This is a genomic window from Photorhabdus heterorhabditis, assembly GCF_001280945.1.
GTDB classification, from domain to species: domain Bacteria; phylum Pseudomonadota; class Gammaproteobacteria; order Enterobacterales; family Enterobacteriaceae; genus Photorhabdus; species Photorhabdus heterorhabditis.
On record NZ_LJCS01000044.1, the window covers coordinates 23,143 to 36,967 of the forward strand.

Genomic DNA, 13,825 nt, shown 5'->3' on the forward strand with positions numbered 1-13,825 from the left:
CAGAAAAAGATATTTAATATTAAAATAAGCCTTTTGTGATGCTATATTAATTGATTTTTATATTGGATAAATTGGTTTGTATTTTTGCTATTATTTTTATTAATAATTTAATTTGGTTTGGTTCGCTCCCTAGGAGAAGGCACATATAATAATTGATTACTTGTTATGACTGTTGCATTCCATTGATTGCCAGATCCACCAATGACCTCGGTACGTTGCTGTTTAGTGGCAATTCGCATATTACCAATACCGGTTGCATCAGAAGGCAGGCGTCCCAAGGTTAAGGTCTCTAAAATATGGTATGCTTCGTCTCCTAAAGGGGCGTCATTGTTTTGCCAACGTTTATAGGTGTTGGCAAAATCTTTAAAATGTTCTGGTGACAACCAGTGAATAATCATTGAAATATGTGCGGGGAATTCAGCTAATATTTCTGTTTTCACCCAAGATTCCAACTTATAAGGATCAACTTTGTCATTCTCAATTAACTGACGATTCACTACCACGCTAACCACAAATGAAAAGCGATCGGCTAAGGCATATTTTTCGCTGGAGAAATACCAGCGATAACGCCATGCTTCGGCCTCTTTTGGAAAGTTTTTATTCGGTGAGTCTTGGTTGCGTTTAATTAATATCTTGCCTTGAATACGATCAAATTTAACTACCCGCGCTTTGAGTTCATATTCGGGTGGTTCAGCGAGAACTGTACGAGGTGATATTTTTAGGTCTGACTCAGAGGGGGTAATCACATATTTCAGGGTGATTTCATCATTTTCTTCAATCATAGCAGGGAAGGGGCTTTGAGCACTGGAAGTAATCCAACGTTGATCGTCGGTAGCATTTTTATATGTCTCATCGGCATAAACCAATTGATAATCCATATCTTCCAGCCATACTGGGCTATTTTTCCAGCGCAGATTACCATCATTAAATTTCTGTCTTATTCTGTCCAGATTGCGTTCCAAATCGCTGCTGTTACGGGTACTAAGGGAAAAGGTATCTCCTGTTACTTCGGTGATCATTTGGCTCCGTAATATAAACTTTCTATCACCTTCAATAATAATCAAATTAATTACCTGACCTTGTAATAACCGACCTGCAATACCTTGTTGTGTGATGATGAGTTGATGATTTTTAGAGTCTGAATTCTCTTCAATTACCTTTAGATCGTCGGGTTTTTGTTTATCGTCGAATTTCGTGTCGGGTTTTATCGGCAAAAGTTGACGATGTTCAATTAAATAAAAAGGCAGGCCATCCAGATTAGGTGTTTTACTGAAACATTCTCCACCCAAACCCAAGCGGGCAGCAATTCGTTTTTGCAGTGCCGATACTTTATCAATCCGAATATTATTACGTTGATAGGTCAGTTCCGGTTGTTGAGCCAGATAGCCGCGTTGAGTATTGAGAAAATCCCGAAAGTTGAGGGTGAGTGGTCTGGCGGCAAGTTGAGCACCAAAATAGCCCAACAGATAATTCAGAATTGTCGCCTCTTTTATATAGTTTGGCTTCTGAATATGGTTATCAATATAGATTTGTGAATCGCGGCTTAGTTTTGCGGTTAAATCAGGAATGACTTGTTGGTGAACACGATGGCTGACTGTACCCGTTTTAAAAGGCCATTGCACACCGTGTACTGTTTTTCCCCGTTGTTTAAAGGCCAGTAATTTCGGTAATAGGGCGAGTTCGGCACAGCCGTTAGCCAGCATTTGTTCAAACGGTAGCATAAATTGGTGTAATTGCACTTGCTGCGGCGTAGGTTTGCTAGTCTGCAATCCATAGCAAGCCGGTAATTTATTACTTACCGGATAGTAATCCAGAACTTTACGATATTTCCCCCAAGGCAGTAATTCCGGCTGTGTATTAATCAGTGGTTCTGCAATAAGCTTTTCTTCGATATCTTGTTTAGAAACACCAATTTTAACGCCCCCTTTGGCGGTAATGGTAAGCGGGCTGTTTGTTGAGGTAATTAATGCTAAGGGATCGCTACCCCATAATCTAGGGTAATATCCTTGGGCAATTCTCCAGGACCAATTATCGTTCGACAATGGCGTAATAGTTTTGTCGTGATGAGCTAATGCCAGCCGGGTGATACGCTGAATACCTTTAATCGCCAGTAGCCGATTAACCAGATGGCTGAGATTTAATACTGTAGCACTGGTGTAATCTTTGGTTTGAGGTAAGGTCGGTATCCAACCATGATGTAAATAAGGGCCGGCAAATATTTCTTCATGATGATAACCCTGATCTTTCATGGCCTGCGTGGTATAACGTTCGGGCTTTGCCTGCACCATCTGTTCCGCCGTCATATAAACCTGAGCGAAAATATCAGCAAAATCGATGACGTTGTCTTCAAATTCAATATCAATCTGCAAGGGGAGATCGGTAGGTTGCAGCCAGATAATATTGCTAATGAATTCCCCCAGATTACGATTATTTTTTAGGAAAGCGTTGAGTTTTTTCTGAGCCAATGTTTTATCGATCTCAGTTTCCCGACTAGGGAGTAAATAAAGCCAATAATTTCCTCTTAGTGCTAATTGGCTATCTGATCCGGAGTTTTTAAAGCTATATTCACGTTTCTGTTTGTTATACCAATACTGATAACGTTGATTTTCAGGTTCACGAATTAATTGAACATCATTAAAGAAAAAATAACCTTCGTTTGTTTCATTAGCCGTGTCGCTGCTATGTAAATCCAATAAAGCCCGGCGATAATCTTCTGCGGTGATCGGGCCACAGGTTAGCGTTTGTTGTGGGCCGAACTCCTGAGGAAAAATACCGTCGCCGGATGTTTGGTCTTCTGGTTTTGGCGTTAGCAGGTCTCTCAGTGGTAATGTGTGGCGGTAGGCCAGATCGGAGGCACCATAACAGCAGGCTTCCAATAAGGTGATGCCGGGATCATTTTCACTGGTATTGCTCCAGCATTGGCCGGATTGCTGCTCAATGACTGTTTTGGCCTGAGTGAGCAAGGCATCGAAGGTAATATCGTCTTTGACGATAGGAAACAGGGCATCTTGATGACTCATGGGTTAACTCCTTGGTTTGAGGGACGCTGCTCTGACCAGACTAAAATCAGCACTTCATTATCGGCGGCCTCGATACTTTTACCCACGGCACCCGCGGCACCCGCGGCACCCGCGGCACCCGCGGCACCCGCGACACCCGCGGCACCCGCGGCACCCGCGACACCCGCGGCACCCGCGACACCCGCGGCACCCGCGACACCCGCGACACTCGCGACACTCGCGACACTCGCGACTCGATTAGTGATGGTTAGGCTTAAATCGGTGACGCGTTCCACCAGAGAAGATTGCTGGATCGTGGCTAACAACTGGTAGTAGTCAATGCGATTACCGGTTGTCACGCCGATAGCGGTATTTTCGCTCCACGGCATATATTTTCGGCTTAATTGCTGTTGTAGCTGATGATATCCGTAGTCGGGGTTAACGCCTGCGGTAAAGGTCACTTGATAGTTCACATTAACGTCAACGTAAGTGGGATTGTTGATCTCAAGGTCTGCCCAAGGGCTGCTGAGTTGTTTGATCCATTTGACCATCACTCCCCGCCGAGCGGAGTTTAACGTTGGGCGCAGTGCATCACCGTTATCTTTATAACGGCTGTCAGGGATCACTATCAGTTGCTGTTTTTCCGGTGCCGGGATTTTGGTTAATTCACTGGCAGACGGGTATTTGACATCAAACAGGCTGACAAATTGCTCTTTTAATAAGGTGACAATGTTGCCCCAACTCAGCGCCCGGTTACGGTGAGATAACCGGGCAGGGAGCCGAGTCAGGAAGGCTTGCTCGGTTTCTAGTGGATGGTCGTTACAGGAGGCCCAAGGTTGGGTGACGTTGCTGATGGCAACAACCGTGTTTACCGGCTGTTTAATGCTGTCGGCGGCTAATCCGTTGATAAAGTGCTCCTGCTCAACGGTTTCTGCGTTGACTAATGTCGCGGTGGTAGCGTTATACAACAGGCCCTTAATGCGTAGGTAATCTTGCGGATCGGTTTGAGGCGTTATCTCGGCTTTCAGCCAGTAGCGTCCCGTTGGCATCAGGGTCGCCTGATTTGTCGCATCCTGTGGTAATAAGGTGCGCCAGATACCCCGTTTAGACAGGTTATGGGTTTGGTCATCAACTAATTTGTCTAATTTACTCCAGCTATTGCTGTTGTTGAGATAAGACCAGGATAAAGCGAGTGCTTTAACGCCTGCTAATTGCCAATAGAGAGATAGAGTTTGTCCCGGTAATACATTGGTAAAGCCTAAGTAGCATGTGTCATAGGTTAATGATGATATATTTGCTTCGCCCCCATTCCCATTCAGGGGGGCGGATTGAACCTCAAGATCATTGGATGTTTCGCTAAAAAGTTGAATACCGTTTTTGGGGAATTCAATGTTGTCTGAGTCGCTTAATAGTATTGCTGATTTCCAGACATTGCCAATTTTCCGATGCCAACGTAGATCGGTTAATTTTCCCTGATTCGCCAGTAAATCCGTATCAGATGCATATTGTAACGGATTACCTGCGTTGTCTTGTCCTGCGTCAAACAGCGTTCCCCGGGCGACCAGAAATTCTGTACTGTCCGTATTCAGAGTAATTCCTATCGCAACTTTATCTGCTTGGGCTTTTTTGGGTTTCAGCCCCAATAATTCCCGGTAATAAAGATCACGGTGCCGGGCCGGGAAGGTATTTAATAATCGATTATTTGTTTCTAATAACTTTAAAAAAGCCAAGATAAAAGCTTGATGTGCCGGTAAAAGGCCATCGGCTTTATTTACATTTTGGTAAATATCCGCTAGTTGTTGAGGATTATTTTCTTGAATAAAGTAGAAGCTATCCCAGAACTGTTTTTTCTCTTGATCGAAAGGAATTTCTTTAGCATAAGCTTTAAGCCAATTTAAAATATCTAGCGTACTTCTTTCATCAAGTTTAAATACAGTATCCGGCACAATAGCAGAGAGTTTATTTTCTAACTCAGCTTGTCCCATATTTTTACCGCCTGTTATGTAATTATTCCCAATAGGTTTTCAGGGATCATGATTATTTGAAATAAAGTTAAAAAGATTATTTATCCGGCAGTGACTGCATATTGGCTGGCAATAAACCGGCCTTTGCCCATACTGGGGGCGGTCACATCCGGGCCACTCGATGGATTATTGGCTGGCTGTGTCGGGGTAAATCGGGCGATAAATTGTTGCCCGACGACAATTACCGTGGCAGGACTGCGGCAAAAGTTGACTTGTTGGCTGGCATCCAATTGAGCAATGGTGACCATCCCCATGCCGGGAACTGGGTGGCTTGGGGTAATATATTGCGCCTGAAATTGCACCTTTTTTTCATCACCGATCATAACGATCTTTTTGCCCTGAATTTGGGCATGTCCGCTACCCCGGATGGTTGCCGGCCCCAGAATGGTGACTTGCCGGTTGCCAAATAACGGCTCGAACAGCAAAGTGTCACCATCCACCACCAGTTGTTTGCTCATAAACTCACCTGTACCCGGCCTTCATTCACTGCAAGGGCGCCTTCAATTTGCTGGCTGATTTCGCTGCCTCTCAGTGTATAGGTGACCTGAATATGCAGGGTATTGGGCAAGTGGGTTCTCTGGTTCACTTGGATCTCGCTAATATCGGCGCGGGGCTCATAACGCAATACCCGTTCTTCAATTCGAGTCTGAATTTCTGCCATCATTTCGTCACGAATATTGGCAAACAGATAATCATTCAGGCCACAGCCATAATTCTCACGCATAATTCGTTCGCCGGGTTCGGTGAGAAAAAGAATTTTCATATTTTGGCGAACGTTTTCGGCCCCTTCCGCCATGGTGACGCCCGTGGGTATTTCAGGATGCGTGCTATCTTTATACGTACTATCTTTAATAGAAAATTGCAGCGGAAAGGCCCAACCCCGACCATAAATATCGGTTAATACTTTGTTGGTTAATACTTTGTTTGTCATCTTATTACCTTATTATTGGGTTAGATTAATCTTCGCACCTTTAATATCTACGCCGGATTTACCAGAGGCGGATAGAGATTTTTGCGCCTCTATTTTAATTTCCTGAGCTTGGGTAATAAGATTCTTAGCAGAATTAAGCGTGATATCTTTATCCTGTTGCAAAGATAATTTATTTTTTCCGCTATTTAAGGTGAGGGTTTGATCTTGATTATTGAAGATTAATGCCTGTTGATTTTCCCCTTGTTTAATCACTAAGGTTTTTATTGGATTTTTTTCACTCGGTTCTAACGGTGCTTTGTTTTTAGGATTGTGCATCGAGCCTAAGATTACTGGAAAGCGCGGATCATCTTCAAAGAAGCTGATAATCACTTCATCCCCCGGTTCAGGGTAGAAGCAGAAGCCGCTTTCATGGCTGGCGTAAGGCTTACTTAAGCGGGCAAAAAGGGTGCCATTGGTTAAGTTTAAGGCCGGGATTTTGACCGGAATACGGCCCTGCGATTGGTTATCTTTTTGGTATTTTTCTACGATCCCGACATGCAGCTCTTTAACCGGTGGTACAACTTGCTCTGTTTCCGGTAATAGCCCCAGCGTTAGCCGGGTACGCCAGCCTTGCCGTTGAGTAATGGTGTGACTGACACCGGTGATAATCGCCTGACCATCCATCCCCTGACCAAAGCCGTTTAACGCCAGAATATCGCCGGCTTGATAATGGTTATCGCCTTCGACTTCAAAATTACCGGAGACGTTATGACTTCGGCGGTTATTCAGAATGCCTTGGGCAAGCTGTTTGGCCTGTTCATTATCCAACGGATAGCTGAACACCCACTGCCATTGTTGGTTGGTCAATGATGTCAGGTTGTCGGTGGCGAGTTGATTGTGACCCAGTCCGCTGCTTTTTACCTGATGGGTTGGAGACAGTTTCTGTTGGGCGATATCCCAGGATTGTACATTCACGGTTTTGGGATTGCGTTGGTTATCCCATTGCAGATTCGCTTCAAATAACACCGCATCCTGAGGGTTAGCTCGCTGGTGGAGGGTATGCACGGTTGACCGGTTCAGGGATTCCGGGGTGACCAGCGTCACGCTATCGTTGCCGGGCAGCAGCCAAGTATGGGTCGCGAACAGCCGACTTTTTAGAAAAGCCCAGTCATTACAGCGAAATTGCACCATTTGCTCATGCACCGTTTTAAGCTGAGGCGCTGGTTTTATCGTGACAGGGATACCTGCTTGGCTAAACAACTTCTTGATAATCGCCTCATCACTTTGTTTGTTGAACAGTTGTGAGTGGAAGTTGTGAGTTAATTTTTGCAATGCATGTTTGGCGGTCAGAGTAATGATGCTGTCCTGACCTTTAAGCCCCAATGTTTGCCGCACGATGATCCCCTGAAACACCACGGTTTTTTCGATCTGCACGCTAAGTTCATGATTCGGACGGCAACTTGCCAGTTCAGCTTGTGCCTTGGCATCAAAAATATGGCTGGCATCACCGGCGATCCCTAGCGTGATGTTAGCCGAGGGGATGCCATTAATATGATGGTTTGCTGTTAAGCTGATAACCGTAAAGTGGTTGAGCGTTTTGCCACCTATTTTGAGCGTTATCGCAGGTATCTTCATGCATCCCCCTTGGCTTGCAACATTTGTCCGGGGGTAAAGTCATCAAGATTATCCAGACCGTTTTGCCAGGCCAGCGAGAGATAATCAATTCCACCGGCCAGAGAAGCGCCGGCACCTAAGGCGATCAACGGTAGGGAGAGCATATCCGTGACGTTAACCGCAGTAGCCGGGGGAGATTTTAACTGCTGCTCGGTAGCCTGAATCACAAAGCTTTCATCTGCTACCAGAGATAAGGTCGCGCTGGCCCGCAACGGTGTGGCGTCTCGGTCAAACAAGGTGTAACTGATGCTAAGGCCACTGGCACGGCAGGCGAAATAGCCTTTGTTTTCCCAACGCATTTTACCCCATTTGATTTTAAGAAAGTGGGGGACGTTGGTACTGGCATCCACGGCACACAAGGCTTTCAACGTCGCCAGTTGGGTTTCTACCGCAGTGTTGTTACCGGGCATGGTGGCATCAAATAACAGGACTAATGACAGACCGCCCGGTTGGGATAACACATAGCGGCTGCTTTGGCTGGCACTGTTAATGCTTTCATCCTGCTGATAACGGGTTTGGTAGTCGAGTTGGATGGTATCGGGGTTATACATGGCTTGCAAACTGCCTACCGAGATTTTCCCCTCGCGGTCCTTGAAAGCGGTGAGGGTGAGTTTGGACAGGCTGCGTTCAATTAAGCTCATAATGACCTCCTGTTTCACGCAAGGCATCTAACACGGCTTGTTTCACCTTTTCAATCAGTTGGGCGTTATCCAGCGCTTCCTGCGCCAGTGTGCGTGGTGCGCTGGAGTGACTGGCTGAATCGGTCACTTTAGCCTGAATAATCAGCTCCTTAATTTCTACGGTCATGCTTTCACTCCTAACCAGCGCATATCCTGATAACGTAATTCCAGAGTATTGATCAGCACCGTATTGCTATTGGCGTCAAGGTCGCCGGTAGACCAGCGAACCGGTAGGGCGTTACTTAATGTCCAGCTTGCCACAGGAATTGAATGTTCATTCAGTAGCATGATGACCACATCGGCATACACGGCTTTCTCGCCGCGCAGGACGCGATCAAACACCCAAGTCAGCGGCGTGACGGTCATCACACCGCGTTCCAGTACTAAGCTACCGTGCTGGATCTTCTCCGCTAGCCAAACGTTTCTGGCATTTTCTCCGCCTTGGCTGTGTTGAGTGGTTTGCAGTTCACGGCTAAGCCCCGATATCCGTTGAAAGGCAATGTCGAGAGGGCTGGGGATATTGTTAAACAGAAAACTGGCGATAAAACGGTGTGACACCGACGGGGTGTATAAATTGTTCATATTTTGCCCCTGTTAATGGCTGATCCCGGTGCGGGTATCAAATGTCAGATTCAACTCGATAAATTCCGCTGGAATTAACAGTGCCAGCCTGATCTTCATGATCATTTTCCCAGCTTGTAGATCCGCTTCACTCATCGACTCGTCAATCCCCAGTAACACCTCAAATGCCTGATCTTCCTGCGTACCGCGCAGTCCGCCGTTTAGCCATAACTGACGTAACCAGTTGTAAGCCTGACCTTTAAACTTCATCCAGGTGATGGCGTTATTGGGTTCAAACACAAAGGCCCGGCCTAGTTGAGTCATATGGGCTTCGATATAGGAAACCAGACGGCGCGTCTGGATATAGCGCCAGGGAGAATCGGGGGTATTGTCCAGCGTGCGGCATCCCCAGATCTTGATCCCTTTACCGGGGAAGCTGCGAACCAGATTCAACGAAGGGCCATTCTGATTAAACAGGGTATCGGCTTCAATGTGAGAGCGTATTGGGCTTATCACCTTGGCTAACGCGACGTTCGCGGGGGCATGCCAGACCGCCATTTGGTTATCGTTACGCTGGATGACGGCGGCCACCGCTGCAGTCGGCGAAAGAACAACAGGCCGATCTTGTTCCTGATAAGCACTGTTCAATCTTGGCCAGTATACCGCGCCCCATTGCCGATCACAGGAAGAGAGCTGGGTTAAACATTTCGCGGCCAGTGCGGGATCATCGGGGGCATCCAGCAATCCCATGATGCCGCGTCGGCACTGGCAAAGATTAAGTACGGATTGCCAAAATTGTAGCCAGAACGGAATCTTATTGTATTGATCGATTTCTGAATCGGGAGCATCCATCTGATTCAGATAGACAATATCGGGGACCACAATCAGCGTGATAGCACTCTGTGCCGAGATCGCTTGTTTAACCCAATCTTGTTGTAGAGTGGTGGTTAATGAGTGAAAATCGCCTCGTGGTTTATCCGATCCTAACGACAGTACATAGGCTTGTTGACCCCCGTTGTCAAAAAAGTGGCGTACGGAATAGTATGTTAATCCTGATTCACCAAATGACAGGGTAAAATCGGTCAGGCTGTTTAACTTGACGACGGTTTTGTTGTCTGGACTTTTTGCGGTGTAACCAATAAAAACCGGCACACCGATAAACGCCTCATCTTGTTGCTGGGATATCAGGTTCTCCGTGATGGTGACGCCCGGCTGTTTTATTTCCATTCTCATTTCCTTGTCAGAATAGGCGCGGCGAACCGCGCCTCAGTACGATTACTGTGCTACATTTTGCGAAAATTGCAGGATAATAAATTCAGCCGGACGGACCGCCGCCATGCCAACTTTCACCACCATTTTGCCTTGTTTAATGTCAGTGTCGGACATGGTGACACCTTGACCAATCTGGACAAAATAGGCTTCCTGCGGGCTATTACCGGCCAGTGCCCCTTGTTGCCAGAGTTGATGGAGATAGTTATCAATCGCTGAGCGGACCCGTTCCCAAGTGGGCTGACTGTTGGGTTCAAACACGGCAAATCGCATAGCTTGCTTGATATCCCGTTCTGCCGCATTAAATAAACGTCGAACCGGAATGTAGCGCCAGTTGTCATCATCTTGCAGAGTACGTGCGCCCCAGACGACAAACCCTTTGTTACTGAAATAACGGATCGCATTGATGCCTTTTTGATTTATGGTGCTTTGTTCACTGTTGCTGAGCCGTTCTGCTACATCACTGATCCCACTCAGCACGACGTTAGCCGGTGCTTTCCAGACGCCGCGGTTGGCGTCAGTGGCGCAATAGACACCAGCCATGACTGCACTGGCAGGAATGAGTTTTTTGTTATCTGCAATTTTTTGTTTTATTGCCTGGATAACTTGTGCGTAGAGTTCTGAGTTTTGCTTTTTGAGCTCTGCCAGATGGGTAACTTTTTTATCCTGATAACCTTCAACTGCAATGGTACTCTCTTCCATCTGAATAAGTTGTGAGACTTTCACTGCGGGATAATAAGTCGCGGTTTGTGATTGCAGGCTAACGCTAAGTGCAGTTTCTTTATTCGGATTATCCGCGATAAGAAAATATCCTGCCTTTAATAAAGGGGTCAGGTTGCCATATATTGCACTCTGATAAGCGGGATCCTGTTCAGGGCAGACGATCAAGGTAATTTCTAAAGCCTGCTCAATTAACTCAGGGATTAATGCCAGCGTGTTGGTATCTTCTGAATGAGAAATTGGCAGGATATAACAAGGACCGCCACCATTTTGGAAATAAAGTTTTAAAGCATCACTGCTTGTTGTATAGGTGCCGACAGTTATATTGTAAGAATCACTGTTATTTTTATCGTCTGTATCAAGCGTCATCTTTTGGGCGGCAAAAGTTTCTATATTGTTTTTGGCTTTTGTATTACTTTCGGTTTTTTCATTCCCTTCGTTTTTCTCAGGAACGGAAGGGGCAGATGGTGAAGTAGGTTCAGTTAATTTGATTGCTACCGACCTAATACAACCCACATTAAACAGGTTAGTAAAATCCAACCAGCTACTCACGTGTGTTATTTGTGGCGTTGCGCTGATTTTTTTCGGTGAGAAACGGCCAATAAAAACCGGGATTGCCGTGTTCCCTTGGCTAACAGAGAGAGCCAGTGAGGCATCTTCTTCAATATAGACGCCAGGATAAGTTGGTGTTGTTGACATAGTTGGTATAGCTGGCATGTTGCCTCCGATTATTGCGCGATATTCTGCGTAAACTGCAAGATAATAAATTCGGCTGGACGAACTGCCGCCAGACCCACTTTGACAATCATTTTGCCCTGCTTGATATCGTCATCGGTCATGGTGAGACCTTTACCGATCTGGACGAAGTAAGCTTGTTCGGCTTTGTTGCCCATTAAGCCACCTTGCTGCCACAGGGTGTGGAGATAGTTATCGATAGCGCAGTGAACGGCTTTCCAGGTCGGTTGGCTATTGGATTCAAATACCATAGCACTCATGGCATTTTTAATATTTTGCTCTGCACTATTAAACAGGCGGCGGACTGGGATATAACGCCAGTTATCGCTGTTCTCAAGTGTACGAGCCCCCCAAACCAGCGTACCGCTCTTAGGAAAGGTACGGATCATATTTAATGCCTTGCCTTGGTTATATTGCGTTTGCAGGTCGTCGGTTACCGGGTATTTAGGTTGTAATCCACCCTGAATAGGAACGTTAGCGGGCGCTTTCCAGACCCCCCGGCTGTTATCGACACTGGCATAAATACCGGCCATAACTGCACTGGGCGGAATATCAACGGTGGCTTTATTTTCTCCCCATTCAGCGGTCAGCCAAGGGTAATAAACTGCACCATAAGAAGTAGTGGAATAAGATTTGAGGAGTTCGTCTGGTTTTTGAGCCGAAGTTATTTGATCTTTTGGGCCATCAAAAATAGCAAATAATCCTTTACCCGGCTGACAAAGTGTTCCTGTCACCTCATTGATCTCTTCTCCGGCAGCAACCAGTAATGTCACATCGTCAAGTTTTGGTACTTGTGTTTCTAAATCTTGAGTTTTGATGAGATAGCAATATCCACCACCGTTAATAAAATAGGCACGCAGTGAAACGTCAAGGATATTCTTAGGATTAAATGGGTCGCTTTTTAGTGTTAAATAGTTCATCCAACTACTAACACGAATATAGGGTTTATCTGATATTAATGAACCGTTGTTTGCAACAGCAAAAACTGGCACTGCCGTTGCACTGGAACGAACGGAGAGTGCAGGGGAGGCGTCCTCTTCAATATAAACGCCGGGATAGGAATATGTTGGCATGTTGCCTCCAATTATTGTGCAATATTCTGAGTAGACAGCGTTAAGCTGCTTGAATGGTGACTCGATCCGCTGTCAGGCTAATTTCCTGAACAGCAACTTCATTGCTGGTGGCATCAAAAGCAGGGGCAGTTAATGAAGTTGGGAAGGCATTTGCCACGCTCCAGGTCATTAAAATTTCAGTACCGGCTTCGTTAGTCAGGCTGATTGAAATATCTTTTTTCTCGACCCGATTAAGTTGAATAGAATTAAGCCAATCAAAAAGTTTAGTATCACCGGAGAAGACACCTTTACGCAGCGTAATATTGATCGCCTGACGTTGACCCGGCATTTTATAATAATTGCCGGTACCATCTTTATATTCGATAACGTCATGAGAAATATCGAGGCCGGAAACGCTGTTAAAGGGAACTTTCTCATCACCGATTGAGACAACAAAGCGGTAAGTAGGGATAGGATATTCGACAGCAATTTGTTCTGGAGTTGTAGACATAATTTTTTTCCTTATTGGTTATTTGCGTTTAAAAGATAAACAAAGTGTTATTGCTTCGTTTTGGTTAACACTGAGGTTTTGATTAGCACTGAGCTATGGGTATAGCTACCGCAGCAAACTGCCTTACGGCGATTATTATTTATGCTGAAAAAATTTACTTAGCAATTATTCATATCGCATTTAATAAAGTGGCATGATTATAAGTAATGAATCTTTGGACGAAATATTAATTAATAGTGAGTAATAATCATTAATTGGTATGGCATGGGTTACTCATTTTAAGTATTAGCGCGGTTTTATTTGGTTTTAGGGATAGGAAAATTATGAAGGGATAATTATTTTCTATTTCTCTTTTATCGATTAATTGATGATCAAAAGAGTGAGTGGAGAAGATCGTATGGAGCCTATGGTTTGTTTTTTTTATGAACTCTGTTCGGATGCCAAAATCAATAATAAACGGTCACATCAGGCGCATGAACGTTGAGGTTTTGACGAAACAGAACAAGTCATTTTGTTTCCGCAAACAAATCACTTAATCGCTCTTAAGGTGTCATTTTGCTCCCTATAAATAAGAACAAAAATGCCGATCTTGAATATCGGCATTTTGCTGTATAAAAAGAAGATTAATTTAATGCTTTAACGCTTCAATTTTATCCCGGCTCAGTCCGGTACTGGTGACAATAATATCCA

The 13,825-nt window shown here is 45.2% G+C and carries 12 protein-coding genes; all 12 read right to left on the minus strand.

Annotated elements, in window-relative coordinates; all coding sequences use genetic code 11:
• Positions 1-107: 107 nt before the first annotated feature.
• A complete protein-coding gene (locus tag AM629_RS14595; protein ID WP_054480011.1) occupies positions 108-3,020 on the minus strand; it encodes a baseplate wedge protein in 2,913 nt (970 codons plus the stop codon).
• A complete protein-coding gene (locus AM629_RS23035; protein WP_054480012.1) occupies positions 3,017-4,984 on the minus strand; it encodes a baseplate J/gp47 family protein in 1,968 nt (655 codons plus the stop codon). The genes AM629_RS14595 and AM629_RS23035 overlap by 4 nt, the downstream gene beginning before the upstream one ends.
• Before the next feature lie 80 nt (positions 4,985-5,064).
• A complete protein-coding gene (locus tag AM629_RS14605; RefSeq protein ID WP_054480013.1) occupies positions 5,065-5,481 on the minus strand; it encodes a contractile injection system spike tip protein in 417 nt (138 codons plus the stop codon).
• Positions 5,478-5,954 (minus strand): GPW/gp25 family protein, encoded by a 477-nt coding sequence (locus tag AM629_RS14610; protein ID WP_054480014.1) that lies wholly within the window; start codon positions 5,952-5,954, stop codon positions 5,478-5,480. Before AM629_RS14610 ends, AM629_RS14605 begins: the two co-directional genes overlap by 4 nt.
• Before the next feature lie 12 nt (positions 5,955-5,966).
• Complete coding sequence (locus AM629_RS14615) at positions 5,967-7,568, minus strand: phage baseplate assembly protein V (RefSeq protein ID WP_054480015.1); 1,602 nt, start codon at positions 7,566-7,568, stop codon at positions 5,967-5,969.
• Positions 7,565-8,248: a CIS tube protein gene (locus tag AM629_RS14620; RefSeq protein ID WP_054480016.1), complete on the minus strand. Its 684-nt coding sequence runs from the start codon at positions 8,246-8,248 to the stop codon at positions 7,565-7,567. The genes AM629_RS14615 and AM629_RS14620 overlap by 4 nt, the downstream gene beginning before the upstream one ends.
• The gene (locus tag AM629_RS14625) at positions 8,235-8,414 is read right to left on the minus strand and encodes a DUF5908 family protein (RefSeq protein ID WP_054480017.1); all 180 of its coding nucleotides are present in this window, start codon (positions 8,412-8,414) and stop codon (positions 8,235-8,237) included. Before AM629_RS14625 ends, AM629_RS14620 begins: the two co-directional genes overlap by 14 nt.
• Positions 8,411-8,869, minus strand: coding sequence for a phage tail protein (locus tag AM629_RS14630; RefSeq protein ID WP_054480018.1), 459 nt, complete (start codon positions 8,867-8,869; stop codon positions 8,411-8,413). Before AM629_RS14630 ends, AM629_RS14625 begins: the two co-directional genes overlap by 4 nt.
• Positions 8,870-8,881: 12 nt before the next feature.
• A complete protein-coding gene (locus AM629_RS14635; protein WP_054480019.1) occupies positions 8,882-10,075 on the minus strand; it encodes a phage tail sheath family protein in 1,194 nt (397 codons plus the stop codon).
• 48 nt (positions 10,076-10,123) lie between these two features.
• On the minus strand, positions 10,124-11,536 hold the full coding sequence (locus AM629_RS14640; protein WP_054480023.1) for a phage tail sheath family protein: 1,413 nt from the start codon (positions 11,534-11,536) through the stop codon (positions 10,124-10,126).
• Between the two features lie 29 nt (positions 11,537-11,565).
• Positions 11,566-12,645 carry a phage tail sheath family protein gene (locus AM629_RS14645; RefSeq protein WP_054480020.1) on the minus strand — a complete coding sequence of 360 codons (1,080 nt, stop codon included), beginning with the start codon at positions 12,643-12,645 and terminating at the stop codon, positions 11,566-11,568.
• A gap of 40 nt (positions 12,646-12,685) precedes the next feature.
• Complete coding sequence (locus AM629_RS14650; RefSeq protein ID WP_054480021.1) at positions 12,686-13,135, minus strand: phage tail protein; 450 nt, start codon at positions 13,133-13,135, stop codon at positions 12,686-12,688.
• Positions 13,136-13,825 lie beyond the last annotated feature (690 nt).

Excerpts from the sequence above, each read along its gene's own strand:
- AM629_RS14605 (WP_054480013.1), bottom strand. The coding sequence starts at position 5,481 with ATGAGCAAACAACTGGTGGTGGATGGTGACACTTTGCTGTTCGAGCCG.
- AM629_RS23035 (WP_054480012.1), bottom strand. The coding sequence starts at position 4,984 with ATGGGACAAGCTGAGTTAGAAAATAAACTCTCTGCTATTGTGCCGGAT.
- AM629_RS14645 (WP_054480020.1), bottom strand. The coding sequence starts at position 12,645 with ATGCCAACATATTCCTATCCCGGCGTTTATATTGAAGAGGACGCCTCC.
- AM629_RS14625 (WP_054480017.1), bottom strand. The coding sequence starts at position 8,414 with ATGACCGTAGAAATTAAGGAGCTGATTATTCAGGCTAAAGTGACCGAT.
- AM629_RS14650 (WP_054480021.1), bottom strand. The coding sequence starts at position 13,135 with ATGTCTACAACTCCAGAACAAATTGCTGTCGAATATCCTATCCCTACT.
- AM629_RS14615 (WP_054480015.1), bottom strand. The coding sequence starts at position 7,568 with ATGAAGATACCTGCGATAACGCTCAAAATAGGTGGCAAAACGCTCAAC.
- AM629_RS14640 (WP_054480023.1), bottom strand. The coding sequence starts at position 11,536 with ATGTCAACAACACCAACTTATCCTGGCGTCTATATTGAAGAAGATGCC.
- AM629_RS14595 (WP_054480011.1), bottom strand. The coding sequence starts at position 3,020 with ATGAGTCATCAAGATGCCCTGTTTCCTATCGTCAAAGACGATATTACC.
- AM629_RS14620 (WP_054480016.1), bottom strand. The coding sequence starts at position 8,248 with ATGAGCTTAATTGAACGCAGCCTGTCCAAACTCACCCTCACCGCTTTC.
- AM629_RS14630 (WP_054480018.1), bottom strand. The coding sequence starts at position 8,869 with ATGAACAATTTATACACCCCGTCGGTGTCACACCGTTTTATCGCCAGT.
- AM629_RS14635 (WP_054480019.1), bottom strand. The coding sequence starts at position 10,075 with ATGGAAATAAAACAGCCGGGCGTCACCATCACGGAGAACCTGATATCC.
- AM629_RS14610 (WP_054480014.1), bottom strand. The coding sequence starts at position 5,954 with ATGACAAACAAAGTATTAACCAACAAAGTATTAACCGATATTTATGGT.